A 24,138-nucleotide genomic window follows, 5' to 3' on the forward strand; every position below is an offset into this window, starting at 1 on the left:
GACGAGACGATCATCCCTTCTCCGCGCCGCTGGTCAGCCCCTCGGTGAGCAGGCGTTCACTGGCGAAGAAGAGGATCACGATGGGCAGGGTGAGGACGACCGACCCGGCCATCAGCACCGTCTTGGGCACCTCCACCCCGTCGGCGAGCAGGGACAACCCGAGCGACACCGTCCACCGGTTGGGTTTGTCGACCAGGAACAACAGCGCGAAGAGGAACTCGTTCCAGGCGATCATGAAGTCGTAGAGCGCGACCGCCATGATCGACGGCATGGCCAGGGGCAGGCTGACGCGCCGGATGATGCCGAGTCGACCGGCACCGTCGATGGCGGCGGACTCCTCCAGACTGACCGGAATGGTCTCGAAGTAGTTCTTCAGCATGTAGACCGAGACCGGCAACGTCTGTGAGATGTAGACCAGCACCAGACCGAAGAGCGAGCCGCGCAGCCCGGCCCGGGTGAAGACCACGAACAGCGGGATCGCGATGACGATCGACGGGAACAGGTAGACCGCCAGGAACAGGAAGTCCACCTGCCGTCGGCCGAAGAACCGCAGCCGGGCCACCGCGTACGCGCCGGGGATCGCGACCAGCAGGGTGAGCACGGTCGCCGCGACGGCGACCAGCCCACTGTTGCGGATGAAGGTGAGGAAGCCCTGGCCGCCGTCGTCGGTGGCCTTCAGCACCTCGGCGTACGTGGCCACGGTCAGCTCGCCGAAGCCGACCACCAGCGCGCCGGGGTCGAGCAGCAGCCGCTCGATGGGGCGCACCGACAGCACCAGCATGTAGTAGAAGGGGAAGACGGTGACCAGCAGGAACACGGCGATCACCAGGCGGCGCAGCCAACGCAGGCTCACCGTCTCGACCACGTCCCGGTCCATCAGCCCACCCTCCGTCCGAAGAAGCGCAGATAGATCAGCACGAACACGATGAGCACCACGGCCAGCACGACCGCCTGCGCGGCAGCCGCCCCGATGTCGGTACGCGCGGTGAGGAACTCGTACACCCGCACGCTGACCACTTCGGTGCCGGCCGCGCCGCCGGTGAGCAGGTAGACGTCGTCGAACTTGTTGAACGTCATGATGAAGCGCAGCACGCCCAGCAGGGCGATCACCGGCAGCAGTTGCGGCAGCAGGATGTGCCGGAACCGTTGGGTGGGGGTGGCGCCGTCGACCCGGGCGGCCTCCTCCAACTCGCCGGGCACCGCCTGCAGCCGGGCCAACAGGAACAGGAACGCGAACGGGAAGTACCGCCACGCCTCGAAGACGATCACCGTGGCCAGCGCGGTCGACTCCTGGGTGAGGAACGGCACCGGGGCGTCCCAGCCGAGCAGGCGTTGACCCCACGCGTTGACGATGCCGAGCTGCGGGTCGAGCATCACCTGCCAGACGAACGTCACGGCGACCACCGGTGCCACGTACGGCAGCAGCATGGACGCCCGGACCAGGGTGCGACCCCGGAACGGTCGGCGGACGACCAGGGCGGCGACCAGACCGAGCAGTATCGACCCGACGGTGCCGCCGATGCTGTAGATCAGCGTGACCCACAGCGTCTCGGCGAAACCGGGGGTGTGCAGCACCCGGTCGATGTTGTCCATCGTGAACTCGCCGAACAGCCCGGTCTTGCGCAGCGTGGCGAGCCGGACCCGCTGGAAGGCGAGCACCACCGTCCACACGATCGGGATGCCGATGACCGCGATGGTGACGAGCAGCGTCGGCGCGACGAGCGCCAGGCCGGCGCGGGACTCGCGGCGGCGCAGCGTCAACGGTCGGCGCTTCGGTGGTGCCGGCCGCCCACGGGTGGGGGAGCGGCCGGTGTCGGGCGTCGTGGCGGTCAATTGACGCCCGCCTTGATGGCGTCCACGTCCTTCTTGGCGCGGTTGGCGGTGGCTGCCGCGTCGGACTTGCCCGCGATGAGGTCGCCCAGCGCCTTGGGCACCGGCAACTCACCGAGCATGGCGCCGACCAGCTTGCCCTGCCCCTGGCTGAGCCCCCACCGCCCGAAGGTGTCCGGGCTGCGGCGCAGCGTGGCCAGCACCTCGTCGCCGTACACGTCGGTGAGGGGCTTCTTGGTGTCCACGCCGGCCTGGCTGGTGTTCCAGGCGGTCAGGTACGCCTCCGGCTCGGCCGGGGTGCCCTTGCGCACGGGGAAGCGGCCCTCCGGGGACATGCCGAACCAGCGCGGGTAGCCGTCACTGAGCATGTACTCCACGAAGGACTTCGCCGGGTCTGCCGCCGCGCCGTCCAGCACGGCCCAGGAGCTGATCTCGCCGTACTGGGCCGGTTCGGTGCCGTTCGGGCCTTTGATGGCGGTGACGAACCCGCTGTTCTTCGCGAGGAATGCCGGGTCCGCCTGGCACTGCGGGCAGGTCGGCTTGGCGTCGTTGCGCAGCCCGGCCAGCTCGTCGAGGATGAACGGGGACCAGATCACCATGGCCGCCTTGCCCGCGAAGTAGGTGGCCCGGGTGGTGTCCACGTCCTGCGCGCCCTTCACCGAGCTGGTGCGGATCAGGTCACCGTAGAAGCGGAACGCCTCGACGCACTGGGGCGAATCCAGACTGACCTTCCCCGAGTCGTCGGTGAGCTGACAGCCGTTGGCCAACGCCAGGTGCTCGAAGGTCTGCTGGGTGAACACGTCGCTGGGGGCGGTCGCCGCGGTGATCCCGGCGACGCCGCCGGTGTTCAGCCGCGCCGCGGCGGCGGTGATCCGCTCGTAGGTGTCGGGGGCGGGCAGGCCGGCCGCGGCGAACAGGTCCTTGCGATAGACGAGGAGTTGCCCCCACCCGTCACTGGGTACGGAGAGCTGTTTGCCGTCGTCGGCGGTGAGCTCCAGCGCCCGGGGGGAGAACGTCTGCTTGCCCAGCTTGTCGACGACCTCCGCGTTCGCCGAGGCGTGCAGCAGCTCGTTGCCGGCGAGGGTGCGGATGCCGGCGAGGGAGACCGAGCCGACCACGTCGGGCAGGTCGCCGGCGGCGGCGTTGGCGGCGATCAGGGAGGGGAACTGGTCCTCGTTGACGGTCACGAGGTCGACCTGGATCCCGGTCTTGGCGGTGAAGTCGGCGATGATCGCCTTGGTGGCGGTGACCCGGTCGGCCACGTCTTCCAGACTCCACACGGTGATCTTCTTGCTGTTGCTGTCCGATCCGTCGTCGCCGCAGGCCAGCAGGGTGGACGTGGTCAGTGCCAGGATCAGGGTGGTGGCGAGTATCCGCCTCGGAGGTGTTGACATCGGTGGCACTCCTCTCGAAGGGTACATGACGGATCCAACACCTTCGATTGATCAATAGCAAGACATATGGCGATTTTTTGCTATCCTGGAGCCCAGTGCTACCGGGATGTGACACATGGGCAACTGGGTGGTCTCCCTCGCCGGGCCTCGACGCATCAGCCTTGAGCCCTGCCCACCGGATCCGCTCGGCCCCGGCCAGGTCCGAGTCCGCACCTGCTACTCGGGCATCTCCGCCGGCACCGAGCTGACCCTCTACCGGGGCAGCAATCCCCGGCTCAGCAAGGACTGGGACGACGCCGCCCGGATGTTCGTCCCCCGACAGACCCCGGTGCCCTACCCGTTGATCGGCTTCGGCTACGAAGAGGTCGGCGAGGTCATCGAGGTCGCGCCGGAGGTCACCGACCGGCATCCGGGGCAGCTCGTCTGGGGCATCTGGGGGCACCGGGCCGAGGCCGTGCTCGCCGCCGACGCGGTCCGTGCGCTCCCCATCGGGCTGGACCCACTCGCCGCGGTCTTCGCCCGCCCCGGCGCCATCGCGCTGACCGCCGTGCTCGCCGGAGACCTGCACCTCGGCGACTGGGTCGGCGTCTTCGGGCAGGGCGTCATCGGCCTGCTCGCCACCCGGCTCGCCGTGCTCTCCGGGGCCCGGGTGGTGGCCGTCGACCCGGTGCCCACCCGGCTGGAGCACGCCGTCCGATACGGCGCCCGATCCACCGTGGACGCGACGATCACATCAGCGGCCGCCGTGCTGCGCCAGGCCACCGACGGGCGGGGGGCCGACGTCTGCCTGGAGTTGTCCGGCGCGTACCCGGCGCTGCACGAGGCGATCCGCTCCACCACCCACGCCGGCCGGGTTGTGGCCGCCGGCTTCTACCAGGGCCAGGCCGACGCGCTCGGCCTCGGCGAGGAGTTCCACCACAACCGCATCCAGTTGGTCGCCGCCCAGGTCTCCGGGCCCACCCCCGCGCCGAGCATGGCCGGTCGGTGGACCGGAGACCGGGTCGCGCAGACCTTCATGGACCTGGTGGCCGACCGCAGCGTCGACCCGTTGCCGCTGGTCAGCCACATCGTCGACGCCAGCGCGGTCGCCGACGCCCTCGCGCTGCTCGACCGCGGCGCCGGTGACGTCCTCCAAGTCGTGTTGAGGTTCTAAATGACCACCATCGCGCTGGCCTGTCAGGAACAACTCCTGCCGGGCACGAACCTGATCCAGAAGTACGCCCTCGCGGCCGCCCTCGGCTACCAGGGCATCGAGCTACGCGGCCGCGGCGACCTGGCGTTCGCCCGCCGACTGCCCGAGCTACGCCGGGCCCGCGCCGCCGGGGTGGTGATGCCCACCGTCTGCGTCGAGATGGACCACTTCATCGGCGACTTCGACCCCGCCCGGTCCGCCGATGCCGTCCGCAACCTGCGTTCCCAGCTCTCGGTGATCGCCGAGCTGGGCGGCGTCGGGGTGATGACCCCGGCCGCCTGGGGGATGTTCTCCCGGCGACTGCCGCCGTTCGAGCCGCCCCGCCCGCCGGCCGGCGACCGGCAGGTGCTCCTCGACGCCCTCGGCGAGCTGGGCGAGCACGCCCAGGCCGAGGGGGTCACCCTCTTCCTGGAACCCCTCAACCGGTACGAGGACCACATGGTCAACCGTCTCGACGAGGCGGTGGCGCTCTGCGCCGCGCTCGGGCTGCCATCGGTCCGGGTGGTCGCCGACACGTTCCACATGAACATCGAGGAGGACGACGTGCACCGCGCGCTGCGCGCCGCCGCGCCGTACCTCGGGCACGTACAGGTGAGCGACTCCAACCGGTACCAGCCCGGCGCCGGGCACCTGGACTGGCCGGCGTTGGTGCGTACCCTGCTGGAGCTGGACTACCGAGGTTGGCTGGCACTGGAGTGCCGGCTGCGCGGCGACCCGGTCCGGGCCCTCCAACAGGCCGCCACGGTGCTGCGGCACGCGCTGCCCCGGCAGGTCGCCGCGTGACCGCCGACGCCGGCCCCTCCAGCGTCGGCGCGACCGCCGGCGCCGAATCGTCCAGCGTCGGCGCGACCGCCGACGCAGAAGCGGCGCGCGCCGACGTCGTCCGCACGGGTGGCCCGGCCGACCCGACCGGGCTGCGTCAGCTGGCGGTCGACACCCTCGACGCCAACTGGGAACACGACCACACGGTGCCCTCGCGCACCCTCTACCCGCATCAGTGGAGCTGGGACTCCGCGTTCATCGCGATCGGGCTGGCCCAGGTCCGCCCCGAGCGCGCCTGGCGGGAGCTGGCGAGCCTGTTCCGGGCGCAGTGGGCCGACGGACGGGTGCCACACATCGTGTTCAACCCGGCGCTGCGGGTCGGCGCGTACTTCCCCGGGCCGGAGATGTGGCGCACGGCCGACGTGCCGGGAACACCGGCGGTAGCCACCTCCGGCCTGGTCCAACCGCCGGTGCACGCGCTCGCCGCGTTGCTGGCGTACCGGCGGGCACCCGGCGCCACCGGCCTGGCCGCGCTGCGCCGGCTCTATCCCGCGCTGGTCGCCCAGCAGCGCTACCTGGCCGAGCGGCGGGACGTGGCTGGCGACGGGTTGGTCTGCATCGTGCACCCGTGGGAGTCGGGGCTGGACAACAGCCCGGCCTGGGACGAGCCGATGGCCGCGGTGCCGGCCGAGGCGGCCGTCATGTCCGCGTACCGTCGGCACGACACCGCGCACGCCGACGCCGCGCACCGCCCCACGGACCTGGACTACGCGCGCTACCTGGCGATCGTCGCCGCCTACCGCGACCACCGCTACGCCGACCGCGACCTGGCCGCCGGTCACCCGTTCCTGGTGGAGTGCCCGCTGTTCAACGCCGCCTTCGGGGCCGCCGAACACGCCCTCGCCGAGATCGCCGCGCTCGTCGGCGGTGACCCGGGGCCACACCGGGCCCGCGCGACCCGGGTCACCGAAGCCCTGGTACGACGGCTGTACGACCCGGACACCGGCACGTTCCAGCCCCGCGACCTGCGCACCGACCGGCTGGTGAGCGCCCGGACCGTGCTCGGGCTGGCACCGCTGATCCTGCCCGAGCTGCCGACCCGGCAGGTCGACGCGCTTGTCGTCGAGGCCCGCTCGGCGCGTTTCGGGGTGGCCCGGGCGATGGCCCGGCCGTTGCCCACCTACGACCGCACCGCGCCCGACTTCGAGCCGCTGCGGTACTGGCGCGGGCCGAGTTGGCTCAACGTCGGCTGGCTGATCCGGCGCGGGCTGCTCACGCACGGGCACCCGGAGTTGGCCGCCGGGCTGCGCCGCTCGATGATCGGGCTGGTCGCCGGGGCCGGCTGCCACGAGTACTTCCACCCGGACACCGGCGCCGGGCTCGGCTCGCCGGCGTTCAGCTGGACCGCCGCGCTCCTGCTCGACCTGCTGGCCGACTGAGCGCGCTGCCGGCCGCCACCGCACCTCGCCGGTCGACCAGATCATCTTCGACCACCTGCTGGCCGAGGGTCTGCTGGCCTAGCGGCAGTTTGTCGCGCCCGGCCAGGGGTAACCGCCCGAGCGTGACCGACGGCGACGGGTTCCCGTACTTCATCGATGCGGTGTCTGACCGGTCCGGCCTGCCGGCCGAGCAGGCAGCCGTGCTCGCCCGCGCCGTGCTCCAGACGCTGGCCGAGCGGGTGACCGGCGGCGCGCCCGACGACCTGGTCGGGCATCTTCCGAACGACGTCGGCGGCTACCTGAGCGGCCCAGCCCCGGATGTGGCCGGGACCGGCGGCCCGACCCCGGATCCGGTCGTGCCCGTCGGCCCGGAGCCCGGCATGGACGCGATCGACACCGGCGTGGGCCTGGATGTCGGTGGCGCCACCGCCGTTCCGCCGCCGGCGGATGCCGGCCCAACTGAGTTCCTGCACAGGGTGGGACAGCGCGCCGGGGTGGACCCTGCCACCGCGCGGGCCGGAACCGGGGCCGTCTTCGCCACCTTGCGGGCGGCGATGACGGTACGGGAGTTCCGGGAGATGGTGGCGCGACTGCCGCGCGACGGCGACGGCAGCCCCAGGCTCACGCCGCCCGGCCCGTACACGCCCTGACCGGCCGCTGCGGCGAGATCCACTCACGTTGCACGGGGTTGATGTGTCCGCGCCTCGTTCGGTACTTTCGCCTCTCGTGCCGAGCAGTGCGGGGGCTGGGCGATGACGGAGCCGCGTGGTCCGAGCGGGCAGAGCACCAAAGTGTGGCCGACCGATCGCGACTGGTCCGTCCGCATCCACGACAGACAGGTCGTCTGACGCCATGTGGCGAATGGTTCGGTCGCAGCTGCGAAACACTCCCGGCCGATCCCTGGCGGTGTTCTCCGCTGTCCTGGTCGCGACCACCGGTTTCACAGTGCTCACCGGTGCCGCGAGCACATCCCGGTTGGTCGCGACCGGTTCCGTCGACGGGCAGTTCCGGCCGTCGTACGACATCCTGGTCCACCCTGCGGCGCCGGCCACCGGCCTGCTGCGTCAGGACCGACCCACCGCGGCCTATGGCGGCATCACGCTGGACCAGTGGCGGCAGATCGAACAGATCGCCGGCGTCGAGGTGGCCGCCCCGCTGGCGGTCCTCGGAATCGCCGACATCCAGCCCGAACTGCGGCTGGACGTGACAGAGCAGGTCGACCGGTCAGCCGAGCGGCAGGTCATCGAGATCGCCCCCCGGATCAGCGGGGACCGCGGACTGAGCACGGTGGCGGCCGCGCCGGCCTACCTCTACATCTCCCGGCGCCCTCTGGTGCCACTGGCCGACATGAACAGTCAGGTGTTCATCTACGCCGACGGCACCCGGGTCCGCCAGCCCGTGTCCGCCGCCGAGTGCCCCGGCACCGCTGGCGGCGGCCCGCTGGAGGTGCAGCCTGACGGCCGGCGTCGGCAGGTGTGCGACATCGCGGCGGGCAGCTTCGATCCAGACGCCCGGCGCACCCAGGTCAGCACCATCGAGGCGTACCAGTTGCTGCCCGACGGCACCTTCCGGCGTGCCTCGGTGTTCACGTCCGGCCGTCCGGCGTCCGCGGTGCCGACGACCGACCGGCTGGAGATCGAGCTGCCGTCGGTGGCACCGGCGGTGATCGCCGCGATCGATCCGGCGGCTGAGGCGCGCCTGGTCGGCCTCGATCAGGCGGTGCGTCAGGGCCGCTACCTGACCGGGGTCGACGCCGTCGCCCCGGCCGGCCGCGTCGCCGGGGCTTCCTCCCTACCGCCGAGCGGCCCGGCCGGCCGGACGCTGCCGGTGCTCGCCGCGGACACCCTCGCCGTGGACGAGCGGATGGACATCTCCGTGTCCCGGCTGACCGGCCGGGTCGCCGACCAGGTGCCCGGCGCCGCGACGCAGGCGCTCTGGCCGCTGCTACGCGACTCGGCGCAGGGGCCGTCGCAGGCGGCCCAGCACGACCTGGCGCAGCTCTACCGCGCCCGGCTCGATGCCGCCCTGGCCGAGCGCGCTCCACTCTCCTTCATGATGGCCCTGCTCCGGCCCGGTCCACCGACCTACGCGCCGCAGCCGGACGGGAGTGACCAACTGCTGCCCCGATCCGACGGGCCTGACGCGGCCGACCCGACGATCGGCGACGCGTGGCGGGACTCCTGGCTCGGTACCGGCGGTGTCGCCACCGGGGATCCGGTGAGCCTGTCCGGCCGGTCGGGGTGGTCCGTTACCCCGGTGGGCAGTTTCGCGCCCGACGCGCTCGAATCCGCCGCTGGCACCGCGCAGCAGGCCCTCGACCTCTACCGTCCGACCCCGCCGGTTGGTGCCGACGCACGCTCCCGTGCTCTGCTCGGCAACCGTCCACTGCTCGCCGGGGACGACCCGCTCGGTTACCCGCGCCACCCGCCCAGCCTGGTAACCACTCTGACCGCCGCCGGCGAGTTGTACGCGAGCGTCGCGCCGGCGTTGGCCGCCGCCCCGCTGAGTTCCGTGCGGATCCGGGTCGCCGGGATCGACCGGTTCGACGAGGTGGCCCGGGAGCGGGTCCGGATGGTGGCGGACGAGGTCGTACGGCAGACCGGCCTGGCCGTCGAGGTGGTTCTGGGTGGGTCGACGGTACGCAGTCCGGTGCTGCTACCGGCGGGCGAGTTCGGTCGGCCCGACCTGAACCTGGTGGAAGCGCGTACCCGCAAGGGCGTGGCGACCGAGATCGTCACCGCCGTCGATCGTAAGAACGTCCTGCTGCTCGGGCTGCTGTTGGTGGTTTGCGCCCTGCTCGTCGGCAACGCGGTCTCCACGGCGGTTCGAGTCCGCAGACGCGAGCTGGCCGTCCTGGCCTGCATCGGTTGGCCCGGCTGGCGGCTGAGCATGTTGATCCTCGCCGAGACCACGGCACTCGGACTGACGGCGGGCGTGCTCGGCGCCGGCCTGTCGGCGCTCCTCGGTTGGCTTGCCGACATACAGGTCTCCGGCGCGGTGACCCTGCTGTGCGTGCCGCTCGCGGTGCTACTGACCGCGGCGGCCAGCGCCCTGCCCGCACTGCGGGCCGCCCGGACCCGGTCGGCGGAGGCACTGCAGCCGAGCGTGGCGCCGGCCCGGCGAGCCGCGGCGAGAAGTCTCGCCGGGCTTGCGGTGGCCAATCTCCGACGGGCACCCGCGCGGACGATCGCCGGCGCGACGAGCCTGGCCGCTGGCGTCGGCGCGGTGACGCTGGTCGTGGCGGCGCTCTGGGCGTTCAACGATGGCATGGTCGGCTCGCTGCTCGGTGAGGCGGTCTCCGTGCGGGTACGCGCAGTGGACCTGGTGGCGGTCGGCGGAGTGCTGCTGTTCGGGGTGCTCGGCGTGGCCGACGTGCTGTACCTCAACGTGCGGGAGCGGTCGGCAGAATTCGCCGCGCTCCGGGCCGTGGGCTGGCCCGACTTCGCGCTCAACCGCCTCGTGGTTTACGAGGCGCTCGGCATCGGGGTGCTCGGCTGCGCGCTCGGGGCCGCTGCCGGCCTCGGCTCGGTCGCCCTGCTGGTCGGCCGGGTGGACGGGCGGCTGGCGCTGCTGGCACTGGCCGTCACCGTGGCGGCGCTGTTGCTCACCGTGCTCGCCGCGCTGGTGCCGGCGATCGTGATCCGGCGGTTGCCGATCGCCGTTCTCCTCGGCGAGCAGTGACGACCACCCACGGCTCGCCGCCCCGGGTCACCGGTCGGCGGAGTCGGCCTCGGGCAGTTCCTCGGGCTCGGTGATCCAGGCGGAGAAGACCGGCACCCCGTGCCACGGCCCGGTGCCACCGTCACCCCGGGTGTCGGTGGCGACGGCCACCACGGCGTACGGGTTGCCGAAGCGCAGCTCGGCGGTGCGGGCGACGCCCTCCGGCGGCAGACTGACCACCCCGACCATGCCGGTCACCGCCGCCGCCTCGAAGCCGTACCGGCCGAACCGGGCCATCGCCGTCTGTCGCGCCTCGAAGCTCTCCACCGCCAGGGTCAGCGCCTTCGCCAGCGTTTCCGACGCGGCCGCAAAACCGAGCGTCGGGGCGGCCAGGTCATGCTCGCTCCGGGCCGACCAGCAGGGGAGTACGGCGTGGTGTCGCTCTTCGCGGCCGTCCCGGGCCCGGGTGCGTACCCGCTCCTCGTTGATCGTCCACAGGGGAGTTACGCCGAGCGGCAGGTCGAACAGGGATCGGCTGCCGGCCGGTTGCGTTCCGTCGGCCACGCCGGCGCTGAGGTCGTACGCGACGGCCAGCACGTCGGCAGGCGGCACCTGCGGTGCGGCGGCCACCGAGACGACCACCAGCCCTGCGCCCTCGGTCGTCTGGGCCGGCGCGGCGTGCACGATCACGTCACCGGCCCGCGCGGTGGAGACGATGGCACACCGGTGGCCCTGGTTCGGGCTGCGCAGCGCCCGCCGCAGCTGGTGCGCCCACGGGCTGCCAACGCCGAGCGCGCGGGCGTCGGCGACGTCGAACGGGGTAGCCCAGGACACCCGGGTGGCCAACGCACTGGCCAGGGCCAGCACCACGTCCGGCCGGACACGTAGCGGAAACGTCTCGATCAGGCCGAGGGTGTGCTCGCGCGCCCAGGCGTCCAACCCGGCCTGATCGGGCAGTACGCCGACCTCCGTCGTGCTCGGCAGCGCCGCCCGCCACCCGGCCGGCCCGCCGTCGCCCTGCCCCGGTAGGTGCCAGAGCGCCGTGGCGGACCCGACCAGCGGGTGCGGCGCGTCCAACAGTGTTCGGGCCACCTCGGCCGCGCTCGGCAGGTCGACACCCAGGGCGCGTGCCAGCTCCGCGGTGGCCGGGTCTGGGTCGGTCGCAGCGGTGGCGCCGACCGCGAGCAGCAGCCAGGCACCGAGCGGGGAGGCGACGTGGTGCCGGTCGCCGGCCGTGGCGTGCAGCCGCGCGGCGTACGCGGAGAGCGGCCCGTGCAGATCGGTCGTCATGCCCCTACTCTGCCCGCCGTCCTGGTTCAGGACCACAGCTCGAACGGCTCGTCGATCTCCCTGCCGGCGAGAAACGGGGTGATCAGCCGGGGAATCTGCCCGGGGTAGAACCGCTCCTGACTGGTCACCACCTCCGGCACCGGCCACCAGCGGAAGCCGAAGTAGTCCTCCCGTTCGTAGTCGAGACGGTGCGCCTCGTCCACGTCCGGGCCGGGGCCGGCCAGCCGTACGGTGACGACCACCTCGTCCTGGAGGTGCCGCACCTGACGGTGCAGAAAGCTGGCCCGTCGCCGCCAGGTCGGCGCGCCCACCTGGTCGGCGGTGACCACGATGCCGGTCTCCTCCCGCAGTTCGCGCACCGCCGTGTCGCGATAGGTCTCACCGGGGTCCATGCCGCCGCCGGGCAGCTCCCACCAGGTGCCCAGCCGGGGGTGGTCCGGGTCGTGGGTGTGGAACAGCAACACCCGCTCGGTGCCGTCGATGACCACCACCCGCACCGCGCGTCGCTCCAGGATCGGCAGGTCGCGGGGCAGCTCGTTCATCGGGCCAGTCTGCCGCACCGCCCGCCGTGGCGACGGGTAGGCTGCCCGCCGTGGCTGGTCTGTTGAGGAATGTCGCGGCTCGTATCTCCCGGGTCGGCGCGGTCATCCCGTCGCCCCGGCGTACCGGGCCGACGCCCGCGCAGGTGGCCCGTCGCCGTCAGGTGAGCGCGTTGCAGCGTCGGGAGCTGACCTACGCCCCGGAGCGGGACGGTCAGGCCGACCCGGGTGAGATCGTCTGGACGTGGGTGCCGTACGAGGACGACCCCCGCCAGGGCAAGGACCGGCCGGTGCTGGTCGTCGGGCGGCACAGCCGGACCCTGTTCGGGCTGATGTTGTCCAGCCAGACTGAGCGGGACGGGCAGCGGCACTGGTTCGCGCTCGGACCGGGTGAGTGGGACCGCGACAACCGGCCGAGCTGGGTCCGGCTGGACCGGGTGCTCACCATGCGCGAGGACAGCATCCGCCGCGAAGGCGCCGTGTTGGATCGGCCCCGGTTCGACCGGGTCGGGCAGGCGTTGCGCGCCGGCTACGGCTGGCGCTGAGCGCCCAGCGGCCCGCCCCGGAGGTGGGGCAGGCCGACATTGACGCACCTGGTGTCCGGATGGTGCAGGACGTCGTGCGGCAGGTGACCGAGCAGGTGTGGACGTGACGGCGTACCTGGCCGAGCAGGGGGTGCCGGGCATCACCGCGCCGCTGCGAGCCAACGACGGACGGCTGTCCGTCGACCACGACGGCTGTCGCCTCTCGGTGGTGCCGTGGGTCTCCGACCAGCAGGCGCTCGACGGTCCGATGACCGACGCGCACTGGCGGGCGTATGGCGAGGTGCTGGCCGTCGTACACGCGGTGCCGGTGACCGACGAGCTGAGCCGGTTGTTGCCGGCGGGCGGTGCCGCGTACCCCTCGGTCGTGACCGCGACCCACGCGATGGCCGCGCGGCTGCGCGACCCGGACCCGGCCGACCGTGCCAATCCGTTGCTCGCAGAGTTGGCGGCGGTGTGGTCTGCGGCGGCCGACCGGGACCGGGCGGCGCGCATCGTGCGTGGGCTGGTGTCACCGGTGGGTCTGGTCACTCTCGCGCACGCGGCGTTGCGCGACCTCGACCGGACGCGCTGAGTGGCGGAGGAATCCGGCGGTTTGCGGGAGCCGGAGGTGTGCGGCTGGTTGCCTCTGGAGCTGAATCGTCTGCGACATCAGCTCCGCAGCGCCAGCCCGGTGGTAGTGCCCCCCGCACGGCCGCCGCGATCCACTTCGAGCGCGGGTGGGCCGGGACGCGAGCCATGGGACGCTGTCGGGGCATCTCGGGGGCGGTCGGGGGGCCTCCGAGATGCGCGCCGACACGTCACACCGCAACACGCCGGTAGCCCGCAGACACGGGCACGCAGCGTGGTTATCGTCCGCCGCAACGTGCATCGAGCGGCGTCGCGGTGCGCCGGCTGGGCGAGGGCTTCCAGCTCGTCAGCCACGGCACCGAGAGCGGCGGGAGGATCTGGTGGCGAACGAGGCGTTGCGGGTGGCGATGGCCGAGGCGGGCGAGACGGTCGAGTCGTTGGCCGAGAAGGTCCGCGTCGACCCGAAGACGGCGGCGCGGTGGCTCGCGTCGGGGCGCATTCCGCATCCGCGTACCCGGGTGGCGGTGGCCGAGGTTTTGCGCCGGGACGCGGCCGACCTCTGGCCGGAGCCGTTCCGCCGTCGTGACCTGCCATGGTTCCGGCCCTGGGCCGAACTGGAACAGGACGCCACCGGCATTCGGTGGTACGAGCCGTTGCTCGTGCCGGGACTGCTTCAGACCGAGGGGTACGCCCGCGCGGTGCTGAACACCGGTGGTCTGGTCGCACCGTCCGAGGTGGACCTGATCGTGGCGGGTCGCCTCGAACGGCAGGCGATCCTTCGCCGCGACGCTCCACCGCAGCTGGTTGCGGTGATCGACGAGGTGGTGCTGCGCCGGCCGGTCGGCGACCGCGCCGTGATGGCCGGCCAACTGGCCCACCTCGCGAGTGTGGCCGAGTGGGAACACGTGCAGGTTCGGGTCATTCCGGCCGAGTGCCCGTGGCACACCGGGCTGGCCGGACCTTTCATCCTGGGGCGGTTGCCCGACGGGACGGAATTGGCATATCTCGACAACCAACTCCGCGGTCAGGTCGTGACCGATCCCCTCGACGTCGCTAGCCTGGGACGCAGGTGGGAGAGCGTCACCGGTGAGGCGGTCCCCCGACGCCGGTCGATCGAGCTGATCAGGGAAGTGGCCACGACATGGACATGAGCGACGCCCGCTGGCGTACCGCGACCCGCAGCAGCAACAACGGCGGTGCCTGCGTCGAGGTGGCCGACAACCTGCCCGGTCGGGTGCTGGTGCGCGACAGTAAGCACCGCGACGGCGGCACCCTGACCTTCGCTCCGGCCGCCTGGGCGTCGTTCGTCGACGCGGTCCGTGTGGCCGGCCGCTGATCCACTCGGGTTTACGGAAAAGGGGTATCAGGGCAGCCCGTACACCCCGACTTCCGGCAAGCCGAGTGGATCAAGCGCGAACGCCGGGCGCGGACGCCGAGCACCAACGCCGAGCGCGAGCGCCGGGCGAGGAGCGCCGGTCACCTGAGCGGTCAGCGCTCCGTGAGGAACGCGCTGTCGACCAGTTGGCGGGGCAACCGGGCGCCGCCGAGGCTCTTCGCCTGGTACATGGCCGCGTCAGCGCGGCTGAGCGCGTCGGTGAGCTGGGCCGGACCGGTCACCGGGGCGAGCCCGACGGAGGCGGTGACCCGGACGCTGCACCCGTTCAGCCGGATCGGCGCGGCGACGGTCTCGGCGAGCCGGCGGGTGGAGTGCTCGATCCAGACGCGGTCGACGGTGGGGCTGGAGAGCAGGCCGGCGAACTCGTCACCGCCGAGGCGGGCGACGAGATTGTCCCCGGCGAAGCCGGCGAGCCGCTCGGCCACACTGATCAGCACCTGGTCGCCGGCGGCGTGCCCGTACCGGTCGTTGATCTGCTTGAAGTCGTCCAGGTCGAGCACCACGGCGATCAGCGGCTGGCCGGCGGCGTCGGTGAGCAGGGCGGCGGCCAGGCGGTAGAAGGCCCGTCGGTTGGGCAGCCCGGTGAGCGGGTCGTGGCTGGCGGCGTGCCGTTCGGCGGCCAACTCGGCCTGCAGGTGGCCGATCTCGGCCTCGGCGCGGACCGCCCGTCGGCGCAGTTGCCAGGAGGAGAGCAGTGCGCCGGCCGCGCAGATGCCAGAGGCGACACTCATCGGATCCGGCACGAACCCTCCCATCGCCGCGACCGCCTCCCGCCTTCGGTTGACGCGGGACGCCGCGTCGGGCCCAGTTTTGCCTGATCGTCGCCCGTGTGGGGGTAACACAAAGTGAACGGATGGGCACCGATCATGTGCGTTATCATGCTCGCCGTCGGATGCAGATGCAATAGCAGATGCACGTGCAGAACCGTCCAATGTCGATACCGCACCCCCTCGCCGTTACCGCTCCTCCCACGGCCACCGGCGGGCTCGTAACAGAAAGACGCCTCCATGCATCAGCCACCCAATGGCGTACCGATCCACCAGTTGCCCCCGCTGAGCTGGCAGAAGAGCCGCCGTAGCAACCCCAGCGGCAACTGTGTCGAACTGGCCGAACTGCCCGGGGGAGCGGGCATCGCGGTCCGCAACTCACGACACCCGGAAGGGCCGGCGTTGATCTACACGGTGGATGAGATCGCCGCCTTCGTTCTCGGTGCGCGGGACGGCGATTTCGACCACCTGATCAACTGACCGTCCGGGGGTAGGTCGTCCCGGAGACGGGACTTATTCACCGACGCGGAGGAGTTCACCTCACTGTCGGTCCATGGCATGCTTACACGTCGGCCGGGCCGGGGCGCCCGGCCGCCGTGGGTCGGTGTCCGGAGGTCCGCACGTGACGATGGTTCCCGCCGAGGGTGGCCCGACAACCGGGCCGACCGTGCTGCGCATGCTGCTCGGCGCCCAACTGCGCCGCCTTCGGGAGTCCAGCGGGGTGACCCGGGAGGGCGCCGGCTGGGAGATCCGCTCCTCCGAATCCAAGATCAGTCGGATGGAGCTGGGCCGGGTCGGCTTCAAGGAGCGCGACGTCGCCGACCTGCTGACCCTCTACGGCGTCACCGATGAGCAGGAGCGCGACGCGCTGCTCAAGCTCGCGCGGGACGCGAACAGCCCCGGCTGGTGGCACCGCTACGGCGACGTGTTGCCGTCCTGGTTCCAGTCGTACCTGGGCCTGGAGGCCGCCGCCGCGCTGATCCGCAGCTACGAGGTGCAGTTCGTGCCCGGCCTGCTGCAGACCCGGGAGTACGCCCGGGCGGTCGTGCTGCTCGGGCACGGCACGGCTGGTCCGGCCGAGATCGACAGGCGCGTCGCACTGCGGATGCAGCGTCAGCAGTTGCTCCAGCGGGAGAACCCCCCGCAGCTCTGGGCCGTGGTGGACGAGGCGGCGTTGCGCCGCCCCATCGGCGGTGCCGAAGTCATGCGTGGCCAGCTCGCCGCGCTCATCGAGGCGACCAAGTCGCCCCACATCCGGCTCCAGGTCATTCCGTTCGCCGCCGGTGGCCACGCCGCTGCCGGCGGCGCGTACACCATCCTGCGTTTCGGCGACCAGGAGCTACCGGACATCGTCTACATCGAACAGCTCACCAGCGCCATCTACCTCGACAAGCGCGACGACCTGGATTACTACGCGGTGGCCATGGAGCGGCTCTGTGTCGAGGCCGAGCCGCCGGAGCGTACGGCGGAGATCCTCGGCCGGCTGCTGGACGAGACCTACCCGGCCTGACCCCGACCGCGCCGACCCCCGCTCAGCTCACGTATTGACCGACGCCGACCGCCGGGTTAGTCTCTGTATCGATACAGACTGGATCGATACAGAGAGGTGCCGGTGAAGCCAACACTGCAAGCCGTGGCCGACGCCGTCGGCGTCTCCCGCAGCACCGTGTCCAACGCCTACAGCCGCCCCGACCAGCTCTCCGCCGCGCTGCGCGAGCGGATCCTGGACGCTGCCCGGCAACTCGGGTACCCCGGCCCCAACCCCACCGCGCGCTCGCTGCGCCGAGGCTTCGTCGGGTCGATCGGTGTGCTGTTCACCTCGCAACTGTCGTACGCCTTCACCGACCCGTTCGCGGTCCGTTTCCTCGCCGGCGTCGGCGCGGCGGCCGAGCAGCACGGCATGAGCATGCTGCTGGTGCCGCTGCCCACGGCGGTTACCGACGCCCGGCGGGCGGTGGAGAACGCCGCTGTCGACGGGTTCTGCGTCTACTGCGTAGGCGACGAGGAATGGGCGTTGGACGTGATCCGCCAGCGCGGGCTGCCGTTCGTCAGCACGGCCCCCCGCGACAATGCCGGCGCCGACGAACGGTTCGTCGGCATCGACGAGCGGGCCGCCGCGCGCAGTGCCGCCACGCACATCGCCGGGCTCGGGCACCGTCGGGTGGCGCTGCTCGCCGAGTCGGTGCTGCCCGACGCGCCGGCCGGCCCGCTCACAGTGGCCGGGGTCGACCAGATCCCGCACCCGACCACCCGGGGGCGGCTCACCGGGTTCGCCGACGCCTTCGCCGAGGTCGGCGTCGGCTGGCCCGAGCTGACGCTGGTCAACGCGCCCGGCAACAGCCGTCCGGCGGCCGCCGCAGCCATCGCCGGGCTGTTCGACCAGCCCGCACCGCCGACCGCCGTGCTGGCCGGCTCCGACGTTCTCGCGCTCGGTGTGCTGGACGCCCTGGCCGCGCGGCCGGCCCATGATCGTCCAACCGTCTCGGTGACCGGGTTCGACGACGTCCCCGAGGCTGCCGCGGCCGGCCTCACCACCGTCCGGCAACCGGCCGAGGAAAAGGGCCGGATCGCCGCCGAACTGCTGCTCGACCCGCCGGCGGACGCCGCGGCCGGTCAGGTGTTGCTGCCCACCGCACTCGTCGTCCGGGACTCCACCGGACCTGTCCCAAGGAGTTGACCATGGAACTTTCCACCGGGTACGTCGCCGCACTCGACGCCATGAACCGACACGCCAACTCGGCCCGACCGGACGCTCCGGTCCAGGTCGAACACCCCCGCCGGGCCCGGCTCGCCCCGACCCGGCAGGCCACCGCCCTCGCCCTGCGCCGACTCGCCGACCGCATCCAGCCGCGACCGCTGCCCGGCGCCCCGCGCTGCTCCTGACCGCACCAATCCCATTCCGGCACGCACGGGACGAACAGTGCGGGGCCGGGCACGCAGAGTGGTCGAGAGCGGTGTTGCCAGGCAGACTGGTGAAGCCATGTCACCGCTCACGCCCACCCTCCGCCTCCACGACCGCTACGTACTGCACGAGCGGATCGGTCTCGGTGGCATGTCCGAGGTGTGGCGAGGCGACGACGAGGTGCTCGGGCGGCCGGTGGCGATCAAGGTGCTCGCCGGGCAGTTCGCCACCGACCCGCAGCTACGGGCCACCATCCAACGCGAGGCCCGCGCGGCCGCCCGGCTGACCCACCCACACGTCACCCAGGTGTACGACTACGCCGAGGCGACCCTGGCCGGCGGCGTCGTCGTCCCGTACCTGGTGATGGAGCTGGTCGACGGTCACAACCTGGCCGACCGGCTACGGTCCGGGCCGTTGCCCTGGCCGGAGGCGGTCCGGGTGGCCGGGCAGATCGCCGCCGCGCTGGCCGCCGCGCACCGCATCGGCGTCGTGCACCGCGACGTCAAGCCCGGCAACGTCATGCTCACCGACACCGGCGCCAAGGTGCTCGACTTCGGCATCGCGGCGCTCGGCGGCCTCGACAGCCAGTCCGGCGAACCGCTGATGGGCACCCCCGCCTACTTCGCCCCGGAACGGCTGACCGCCGGCCCGCCCGACCCGGCGAGTGACGTGTACGCCCTCGGCGCACTGCTCTACCGCACCCTCACCGGGCAGGCGCCACTGCCCGTGCAGAGCTGGGAGGACGCGCTGGAGGTGCACCGGCGGGGCACCCCGGTGCGGCCGCTGCGGATGCCCGGCCTCCCCGCCGACATCGCCGACCTGACCGTCGCCTGCCTGGCCACGAACCCGGCCGACCGGCCGAGCGCCGCGCACCTGGCCCGCCGCTTCGGCGCCGGCCAGCCGGTCGAGCCGCCCACCGAGCTGCTGCGTATCCGGCCGGCCGCCCACCCGCCCACCCTGATCGACCGGTCGGTGGTGGCCCGTCCCGCCCCGGTTGCCGCCGCGCCGGCCCGACGCCGATCCCGTCGGGCCCTCCCCGTCCTCGTCGCGGCCGTCCTCGCCGTGCTGATCGGCGTCGGCGCCCTGCTCGCGGAGGGTCCGTTCGGCAACCAGGGCACCCCCGACCCGGCCGAGATCGCCGACGCGCCCTCCACCTCCGCTCCGGCCCCCACGACGCACTCGCCGACGCCGGCCGCACCACCCTCGCCGTCCTCCGCGGCCAGCACCGCGCCCCCGACTGTCGGGCAGCAGATACCGGTCAGTCTCCGGGAGGTGACCAGCGAGTTCGCCGCCGTCCTCGCCACCGCGGTGGCCCGCGGCGACGTCGACCGGAAGACCGCCGAAGATCTGCGCGACGAGCTCGCCGACCTCAACCGCCGCACGCGGGACCGCGCCAAGCGCGTCGCCGACCTGCGTGACCACATCGCCGAGCTGGTGCGGCGGGACCGCCTACCAGCGCAGACGGGCGCGAAACTGGACGCTCTGCTCACCCGGGCCGACACCTTCACCACCGGCCGTACGGACGACTGATACCTCCGTCGATACCGCTGGCATGATGTCCCGATGCGGACACGTCTGATCTTCGTGCGACACGGCGAGTCGGTCCACCAGCTCGAAGGAATCGTCGGTGGGCCACGTGGCTGTCAGGGCCTCACCGCCCTCGGCCACGAGCAGGCACACGACCTGGCAAAGCGGCTCACCGTCGAGGTCGCCGCCGACGGCCCGGTGGCGGTCTACTCATCGGTGCTGCGCAGGGCGGTCGAGACCGCGCAACCGATCGGCGCGGCGTTCGGCGTCCGGCCGGTGGCCGACTGTGGTCTCTGCACCTGGCACACACCCCCGTACGCCGACGGCCTGCCCACTGCCCGGTTCCGCACCGAACACGCGGTGCCGGGTGGCGGCGTGTTCCGACCGTTCGAGGAGGGCAACGAGAGCTGGGCCGAACTGGTGGTCCGCGTCAGCCGCGCGATCATGGAGATCGCCCACCGGCACCGGGGCTCCACAGTGGTCCTGGTCGGCCACAGCGAAACCGTCGAGGGCGCGTTCCACGCGCTCGCCGCGCAGCCGGTATTCCGGGCGTTCGACCTGGACGTGCCACCGGCCTCGATCACCGAATGGACCACCGACCACGACCCCGGCGGTTGGCCGCCGGCACGCTGGACGCTGCGCCGCTTCGCCGACACCGGCGGGTGGGCTAGAGCGTGATCCAGTACCGTCGGGCCAGGCCGAGTTCGGTGTCCCGAATCTCCTCCAGGACGCCGCCCTGGCGCTCGATCGTCCTCGCCGAGGCGGTGTTGCCGGCCTCGCAGACGAGCAGCACCCGACCCAACCCGAGCGCCCGCGCCTCAGCGAGGATCCGGCCGAGCGCCCAGCTTGCCAGCCCCCGACCCCGCGCGGACGGCCGGATGCCGTAACCGATCTGGCCGGCAACCCGCAGGAGGTAGTCGTCGAGCTCGTGGTGTAGCGCGATCCCGCCGAGCACCCGGTCGTCCTCGACGATCCACCGGTACGTGCTCCGCCCCCGACCGGCGTCTTGCGGATTCTCCGGATCGGACTGGTCGGTCAGCTGGGCCACCCACGCCGCGAACCCGTCGGGCGAGCACACCTCGTCGGCCGGGCGTAGCCCGAAACCGTCCTCATGGCGGCCCGGCCCCCACTCGTCGTGCGCCTCCAGCCAGGCGGCATGCAGACGGATGGTGGGCGCGACCAACTCGGGCATTCGACGATGCTATTCGGCGGCCAGGATCTGCTCGCGCAGAATCTCCGCGTGCCCGCAGTGCTGGGCAAGCTCGCGCAGCACGTGCAGGTAGACCCAGCGCAGCGGCAGCGGACCGCGCCGGTTGCCGCGCAGCAGGTCGTCCAGGCCCAGGGTCGACGTGGCGCGGCGGGAGGCTTCGCAGGCATCCCGGTGTGCGCGCTGGACGCTGGCGATGGTGTCGCCGTCGCCGAGGATGAACGACTCGTCCGGCGTGGCGGGGATGCCGATCTCCGAGCGGGGCCGACACGTGACAGCCTCGTCGAACCAGACCTTCTCCACGAACGCGGCGTGCTTCACCAGACCCAGCAGCGTGGTCCGGGACGGCACCAACGACCGGCGAGCCTGCTCCTCGGTCAGCCCGTCCAGGTAGCCGTCGAGCGCTCTGCGGTGCTCGTCGATGAACGCCTCGAACTGCGCCTGCGCTGACTGGCCGACGACGTCATCGGCGAAGGTCCCCGGGAAGGAGGTCATTCCCGAAGCATTCCAAGGTCATCGCCGCCGCGCAAACACCGAGGTCAGCTGATGCTGGCGCTGACCGACTCGCCCGGGTCGGTGCCCCCGCGTGCGAAGACCTCACCGTCCGGCGTCCAGATGCCCGACCGCCCCGCCGCCTCCGTGTAGCCGCCGCCGGTCGACCCGGCGAAGCTCGCCACCGCCACCCAGACCCCATGGGTGGTGGCGGTCCGGTGCGCCCGCTGATCCGTCACGGCGGCGTCGCGGGCGGCCTCCAGGACGCCCGCCGCGTACACGTCGATCCCGAGCGCGGCCGTCCGGTCCGCGTGGGCGGCCACGCCGGTGTCCTTGCAGATCGCCAGGCCCACCCGCCAACCGTCCACATCGAGCACGACCGGCGCGTCGCCGGGCCGGAACCGGCGGGCCTCCGCGTCCCCCAACCACATCTTCCGGTACGCCACGGTCGCACCGCCGCCGGTCACCGCCAGCATCGCGATGTGGTCACCCGCGACCGGCGCGCCGGCCAGGGCCAACGTGTTTGTCTCGGCGCACGCCTCGACCAGCGGCCTCAACCGCGGGTCGTCGACCGACACGACCGGCGCGTCCAACTCGTACCCCGTCAGTGACAGCTCCGGAAAGACCACCAGCCGGGCGCGCGCCGCGCGGACCACGGCGGCGTGCGCCCGCGCGTTTGCCGCGACATCCAGGGGTACGCACGGCGGCTGCACCACCGCGAGCCGAAGCGGGGTGCGGCTTTCCGCACCCCCGCCGGTGTCGTCTACCCGCGCGGCCGGGCGGACCGCCTCATGGTCGACTCTCAGGATGACTTCGTAACGTGGGCGCATGATTCGAACGTCCCACGCCGTGTTCGCCACCGGAACCCCCGCCGCCGCAGCGGAACCACCGCAGGACGGGATCGTCGGCTACGTCACTGACCTGGTGGAACGACTCGGCGGGCCAGGCGCCGGCCTGGCGGTGGCGTTGGAGAACCTGTTCCCGCCGATCCCCAGTGAGGTGATCCTCCCGCTGGCCGGGTTCGTCGCCGCGCAGGGCCGGATGAGTCTGGTCGGGGCGATCTTCTGGACCACGCTGGGCTCGGTGTTGGGCGCGCTGGCGCTCTACCTGATCGGCGCGGCGCTGGGGCGCGACCGGATGCGCGCCATCGTGGCCCGGCTCCCACTGGTGAAGCTCAGCGACGTGGACAAGACCGAGGCGTGGTTCCTGCGGCACGGCGTGAAGGCGGTCTTCTTCGGCCGGATGATCCCGATCTTCCGGAGCCTGATCTCCATTCCGGCCGGCGTGGAGCGGATGCCGGTGAGCACGTTCCTGCTCTACACCACGCTGGGCAGCCTGATCTGGAACACCACCTTCGTGCTCGCCGGCTACCTGCTGGGCGACAACTGGCACCTCGTCGAGGGCTACGTCGGCACGCTTCAGAAAGTGGTGATCGTGGTCTGCGTGGCGGGCGCCGCCTGGTTCGTCGGGTCCCGTGTGCTGCGAGCCCGCCGCGCCGCACGGAACCCCGAGCCGACCGAACCTGAGCAGAGCGCGCTGAACGGGGTGCCTGACCCGGGCGGTCGCGGCACCCTCTACCGCAGTGGATCGTGGGCCTCGGACGAGCGCTAGCCAGCCCCTCCCTGGTTTCCTTTGCTCTGCACCCCCGCATTGCACCGGCGTTGGCTGCGGGCGCGTCGGATGACGCCCCCGTATGACATCCGCGTCTCCTGCGGGCCGGGCCGCGTGGGCTGCGCCTCGCTTGTTTGCGGCGCGTGGGTTGCGCTGCGTTGGGTTGTGCGCGTGGGTTGTGCCGTGTGGGCCGGCCGCGTTGGATTGCGCCGCGTGGTTGCGCCGCGTTGGGTTGTGCAGCGTGGGCTGCGGCGGCGTGCGCTGTGCCGCGTGGGCCGGCCGCGGTGGATTGTGCCGGGTGGGGCTCGGGCGCGTGGCTGTGCCGCCTGGGCCGGCCGCGTTGGTTTGCGCCGTGGGCTGCGGCGCGTGGGTTGTGCCGCCTGGGCCGGCCGCGTTGGTTGCGCCGCGTGGGCTGCGCCGCGTGGGTTGTGCCGTGTGGGGTTGTGCCGCGTGGATTGCGCCGAGTAGGCCGTCCGTGGGTCACGCGGAGCCGGAGGCCGGGCATGCGCTGGCCGAGCCTCCATGATCGACTCGGGTTTCATGAAGTCGGGGTGTCACGGCGTCTCGGATACCCCGACTTCCATGAAGGCGAGTGGATTAAGCCCGGCCTGGGGTGTTTCGACGGTGTCGTCCGAGGCGGGATGGGTGGTTTGTTTGGTGGTGGGTGTTTGTGGGGTGTGGTCGGGTGCACTCGTGGGCCGGAATCATGGCCGGGGCGGGGTCGTTACACATCCTGACGATCGCAGGACCACCGCCCGCCGCCAGCCCCTGAGGGCTGGTCGCGCAGGTTGGAATGCCAGCCACGGCCCGGTCGTTGCAGTCCCCACGACCGACCGCACGCACCGCCTCCATTCGGGGTGCCCGACGGGATGGGCCAACCCGGAATGACGCCGGCCCGCCGGTCGTTGCAACCCCCACGACCGACCACGGCGCCGCTTCCATTCGGGTGGCCGATGGGATGGGCTAACCCCGGAATGACCCTGGCCCGGCGGTCGTTATACAGGGACCTGGCGCCGCG

General features: G+C 72.3%; 25 protein-coding genes. 16 read left to right on the forward strand and 9 right to left on the reverse strand.

Annotated features, from left to right (window positions below):
• Nucleotides 1–10: 10 nt before the first annotated feature.
• Genes V6U86_RS21880 through V6U86_RS21890 form a run of 3 tightly spaced genes read right to left on the reverse strand, consistent with a single transcriptional unit; the run spans nucleotide 11 to nucleotide 3,224 of the window.
• Nucleotides 11–877 (reverse strand): carbohydrate ABC transporter permease, encoded by an 867-nt coding sequence (locus V6U86_RS21880; RefSeq protein ID WP_334505855.1) that lies wholly within the window; start codon nucleotides 875–877, stop codon nucleotides 11–13.
• The gene (locus tag V6U86_RS21885) at nucleotides 877–1,833 is read right to left on the reverse strand and encodes a carbohydrate ABC transporter permease (RefSeq protein WP_334505857.1); all 957 of its coding nucleotides are present in this window, start codon (nucleotides 1,831–1,833) and stop codon (nucleotides 877–879) included. The genes V6U86_RS21880 and V6U86_RS21885 overlap by 1 nt, the downstream gene beginning before the upstream one ends.
• Entirely contained in the window at nucleotides 1,830–3,224 is a 1,395-nt protein-coding gene (locus V6U86_RS21890; protein ID WP_334505859.1) for an ABC transporter substrate-binding protein, read from the reverse strand. Before V6U86_RS21890 ends, V6U86_RS21885 begins: the two co-directional genes overlap by 4 nt.
• A 115-nt stretch (nucleotides 3,225–3,339) precedes the next feature.
• Between V6U86_RS21890 and V6U86_RS21895 the strand changes: the two genes are divergently transcribed.
• The 5 genes from V6U86_RS21895 to V6U86_RS21915 all read left to right on the forward strand — a co-directional run bounded on the left by V6U86_RS21895 (nucleotide 3,340) and on the right by V6U86_RS21915 (nucleotide 10,298).
• A complete protein-coding gene (locus V6U86_RS21895; RefSeq protein ID WP_334505861.1) occupies nucleotides 3,340–4,377 on the forward strand; it encodes a zinc-dependent alcohol dehydrogenase in 1,038 nt (345 codons plus the stop codon).
• Nucleotides 4,378–5,199 carry a sugar phosphate isomerase/epimerase family protein gene (locus V6U86_RS21900; RefSeq protein WP_334505863.1) on the forward strand — a complete coding sequence of 274 codons (822 nt, stop codon included), beginning with the start codon at nucleotides 4,378–4,380 and terminating at the stop codon, nucleotides 5,197–5,199.
• A 131-nt stretch (nucleotides 5,200–5,330) separates the two neighbouring features.
• Nucleotides 5,331–6,617, forward strand: coding sequence for an MGH1-like glycoside hydrolase domain-containing protein (locus tag V6U86_RS21905; RefSeq protein WP_334505914.1), 1,287 nt, complete (start codon nucleotides 5,331–5,333; stop codon nucleotides 6,615–6,617).
• Nucleotides 6,618–6,739: 122 nt separating this feature from the next.
• Nucleotides 6,740–7,267, forward strand: a complete 528-nt coding sequence (locus V6U86_RS21910) for a DUF2267 domain-containing protein (protein ID WP_334505865.1) — start codon at nucleotides 6,740–6,742, stop codon at nucleotides 7,265–7,267.
• Nucleotides 7,268–7,523: 256 nt separating this feature from the next.
• Nucleotides 7,524–10,298, forward strand: coding sequence for an ABC transporter permease (locus tag V6U86_RS21915; protein ID WP_334505867.1), 2,775 nt, complete (start codon nucleotides 7,524–7,526; stop codon nucleotides 10,296–10,298).
• 27 nt (nucleotides 10,299–10,325) lie between these two features.
• Here V6U86_RS21915 and V6U86_RS21920 read toward each other — a convergent pair whose 3' ends face one another.
• On the reverse strand, nucleotides 10,326–11,567 hold the full coding sequence (locus V6U86_RS21920) for a hypothetical protein (protein ID WP_334505869.1): 1,242 nt from the start codon (nucleotides 11,565–11,567) through the stop codon (nucleotides 10,326–10,328).
• 26 nt (nucleotides 11,568–11,593) lie between these two features.
• Nucleotides 11,594–12,109, reverse strand: coding sequence for an NUDIX hydrolase (locus V6U86_RS21925; protein ID WP_334505871.1), 516 nt, complete (start codon nucleotides 12,107–12,109; stop codon nucleotides 11,594–11,596).
• A gap of 50 nt (nucleotides 12,110–12,159) precedes the next feature.
• Between V6U86_RS21925 and V6U86_RS21930 the strand changes: the two genes are divergently transcribed.
• The 4 genes from V6U86_RS21930 (at nucleotide 12,160) to V6U86_RS21945 (ending at nucleotide 14,554) form a co-directional block, all read left to right on the forward strand.
• Nucleotides 12,160–12,651 carry a type II toxin-antitoxin system PemK/MazF family toxin gene (locus V6U86_RS21930; protein ID WP_334505873.1) on the forward strand — a complete coding sequence of 164 codons (492 nt, stop codon included), beginning with the start codon at nucleotides 12,160–12,162 and terminating at the stop codon, nucleotides 12,649–12,651.
• 103 nt (nucleotides 12,652–12,754) lie between these two features.
• Entirely contained in the window at nucleotides 12,755–13,222 is a 468-nt protein-coding gene (locus tag V6U86_RS21935) for a hypothetical protein (protein WP_334505875.1), read from the forward strand.
• Between the two features lie 403 nt (nucleotides 13,223–13,625).
• A complete protein-coding gene (locus V6U86_RS21940; protein ID WP_334505916.1) occupies nucleotides 13,626–14,369 on the forward strand; it encodes a DUF5753 domain-containing protein in 744 nt (247 codons plus the stop codon).
• The gene (locus V6U86_RS21945; RefSeq protein WP_130400667.1) at nucleotides 14,360–14,554 is read left to right on the forward strand and encodes a DUF397 domain-containing protein; all 195 of its coding nucleotides are present in this window, start codon (nucleotides 14,360–14,362) and stop codon (nucleotides 14,552–14,554) included. Before V6U86_RS21940 ends, V6U86_RS21945 begins: the two co-directional genes overlap by 10 nt.
• A gap of 152 nt (nucleotides 14,555–14,706) precedes the next feature.
• Here the strand turns inward: V6U86_RS21945 and V6U86_RS21950 are convergent, their stop codons facing one another.
• Nucleotides 14,707–15,357 carry a GGDEF domain-containing protein gene (locus V6U86_RS21950; protein WP_334505877.1) on the reverse strand — a complete coding sequence of 217 codons (651 nt, stop codon included), beginning with the start codon at nucleotides 15,355–15,357 and terminating at the stop codon, nucleotides 14,707–14,709.
• 264 nt (nucleotides 15,358–15,621) lie between these two features.
• Between V6U86_RS21950 and V6U86_RS21955 the strand changes: the two genes are divergently transcribed.
• From V6U86_RS21955 to V6U86_RS21980, 6 genes are all read left to right on the forward strand, one after another.
• Nucleotides 15,622–15,861 (forward strand): DUF397 domain-containing protein, encoded by a 240-nt coding sequence (locus V6U86_RS21955; protein WP_088947853.1) that lies wholly within the window; start codon nucleotides 15,622–15,624, stop codon nucleotides 15,859–15,861.
• Nucleotides 15,862–16,003: 142 nt separating this feature from the next.
• Nucleotides 16,004–16,891 (forward strand): helix-turn-helix domain-containing protein, encoded by an 888-nt coding sequence (locus tag V6U86_RS21960; protein ID WP_334505886.1) that lies wholly within the window; start codon nucleotides 16,004–16,006, stop codon nucleotides 16,889–16,891.
• A gap of 102 nt (nucleotides 16,892–16,993) precedes the next feature.
• The gene (locus V6U86_RS21965) at nucleotides 16,994–18,058 is read left to right on the forward strand and encodes a LacI family DNA-binding transcriptional regulator (RefSeq protein WP_334505888.1); all 1,065 of its coding nucleotides are present in this window, start codon (nucleotides 16,994–16,996) and stop codon (nucleotides 18,056–18,058) included.
• 2 nt (nucleotides 18,059–18,060) lie between these two features.
• Nucleotides 18,061–18,264 (forward strand): hypothetical protein, encoded by a 204-nt coding sequence (locus tag V6U86_RS21970; RefSeq protein WP_334505890.1) that lies wholly within the window; start codon nucleotides 18,061–18,063, stop codon nucleotides 18,262–18,264.
• Nucleotides 18,265–18,361: 97 nt separating this feature from the next.
• A complete protein-coding gene (locus V6U86_RS21975) occupies nucleotides 18,362–19,813 on the forward strand; it encodes a serine/threonine-protein kinase (RefSeq protein WP_334505892.1) in 1,452 nt (483 codons plus the stop codon).
• A 33-nt stretch (nucleotides 19,814–19,846) separates the two neighbouring features.
• Nucleotides 19,847–20,488 (forward strand): histidine phosphatase family protein, encoded by a 642-nt coding sequence (locus V6U86_RS21980; protein WP_334505894.1) that lies wholly within the window; start codon nucleotides 19,847–19,849, stop codon nucleotides 20,486–20,488.
• Here V6U86_RS21980 and V6U86_RS21985 read toward each other — a convergent pair.
• The 3 genes from V6U86_RS21985 to V6U86_RS21995 are packed head-to-tail and all read right to left on the reverse strand — an operon-like array spanning nucleotide 20,478 to nucleotide 22,339.
• Entirely contained in the window at nucleotides 20,478–21,002 is a 525-nt protein-coding gene (locus tag V6U86_RS21985) for a GNAT family N-acetyltransferase (RefSeq protein ID WP_334505896.1), read from the reverse strand. The two genes, V6U86_RS21980 and V6U86_RS21985, sit on opposite strands and share 11 nt — an antisense overlap.
• A 9-nt stretch (nucleotides 21,003–21,011) precedes the next feature.
• Nucleotides 21,012–21,512, reverse strand: coding sequence for a DinB family protein (locus V6U86_RS21990; RefSeq protein ID WP_334505898.1), 501 nt, complete (start codon nucleotides 21,510–21,512; stop codon nucleotides 21,012–21,014).
• 44 nt (nucleotides 21,513–21,556) lie between these two features.
• Nucleotides 21,557–22,339, reverse strand: coding sequence for a carbon-nitrogen hydrolase family protein (locus V6U86_RS21995; protein ID WP_334505900.1), 783 nt, complete (start codon nucleotides 22,337–22,339; stop codon nucleotides 21,557–21,559).
• Between V6U86_RS21995 and V6U86_RS22000 the strand changes: the two genes are divergently transcribed.
• A complete protein-coding gene (locus V6U86_RS22000; protein ID WP_334505902.1) occupies nucleotides 22,338–23,120 on the forward strand; it encodes a DedA family protein in 783 nt (260 codons plus the stop codon). The two genes, V6U86_RS21995 and V6U86_RS22000, sit on opposite strands and share 2 nt — an antisense overlap.
• Nucleotides 23,121–24,138 lie beyond the last annotated feature (1,018 nt).

The sequence above is a fragment of the Micromonospora sp. CPCC 205558 genome, from assembly GCF_036902955.1.
Taxonomy (GTDB): Bacteria; Actinomycetota; Actinomycetes; order Mycobacteriales; family Micromonosporaceae; genus Micromonospora.

Bases quoted from the DNA above. Each gene is read 5' to 3' on its own strand.
- V6U86_RS21880 (WP_334505855.1), bottom strand. From the start codon at position 877: ATGGACCGGGACGTGGTCGAGACGGTGAGCCTGCGTTGGCTGCGCCGC.
- V6U86_RS21890 (WP_334505859.1), bottom strand. From the start codon at position 3,224: ATGTCAACACCTCCGAGGCGGATACTCGCCACCACCCTGATCCTGGCA.
- V6U86_RS21895 (WP_334505861.1), top strand. From the start codon at position 3,340: ATGGGCAACTGGGTGGTCTCCCTCGCCGGGCCTCGACGCATCAGCCTT.
- V6U86_RS21900 (WP_334505863.1), top strand. From the start codon at position 4,378: ATGACCACCATCGCGCTGGCCTGTCAGGAACAACTCCTGCCGGGCACG.
- V6U86_RS21920 (WP_334505869.1), bottom strand. From the start codon at position 11,567: ATGACGACCGATCTGCACGGGCCGCTCTCCGCGTACGCCGCGCGGCTG.
- V6U86_RS21925 (WP_334505871.1), bottom strand. From the start codon at position 12,109: ATGAACGAGCTGCCCCGCGACCTGCCGATCCTGGAGCGACGCGCGGTG.
- V6U86_RS21940 (WP_334505916.1), top strand. From the start codon at position 13,626: ATGGCCGAGGCGGGCGAGACGGTCGAGTCGTTGGCCGAGAAGGTCCGC.
- V6U86_RS21945 (WP_130400667.1), top strand. From the start codon at position 14,360: ATGGACATGAGCGACGCCCGCTGGCGTACCGCGACCCGCAGCAGCAAC.
- V6U86_RS21955 (WP_088947853.1), top strand. From the start codon at position 15,622: ATGCATCAGCCACCCAATGGCGTACCGATCCACCAGTTGCCCCCGCTG.
- V6U86_RS21970 (WP_334505890.1), top strand. From the start codon at position 18,061: ATGGAACTTTCCACCGGGTACGTCGCCGCACTCGACGCCATGAACCGA.
- V6U86_RS21975 (WP_334505892.1), top strand. From the start codon at position 18,362: ATGTCACCGCTCACGCCCACCCTCCGCCTCCACGACCGCTACGTACTG.
- V6U86_RS21980 (WP_334505894.1), top strand. From the start codon at position 19,847: ATGCGGACACGTCTGATCTTCGTGCGACACGGCGAGTCGGTCCACCAG.
- V6U86_RS21985 (WP_334505896.1), bottom strand. From the start codon at position 21,002: ATGCCCGAGTTGGTCGCGCCCACCATCCGTCTGCATGCCGCCTGGCTG.
- V6U86_RS21990 (WP_334505898.1), bottom strand. From the start codon at position 21,512: ATGACCTCCTTCCCGGGGACCTTCGCCGATGACGTCGTCGGCCAGTCA.
- V6U86_RS22000 (WP_334505902.1), top strand. From the start codon at position 22,338: ATGATTCGAACGTCCCACGCCGTGTTCGCCACCGGAACCCCCGCCGCC.
- V6U86_RS21995 (WP_334505900.1), bottom strand. From the start codon at position 22,339: ATGCGCCCACGTTACGAAGTCATCCTGAGAGTCGACCATGAGGCGGTC.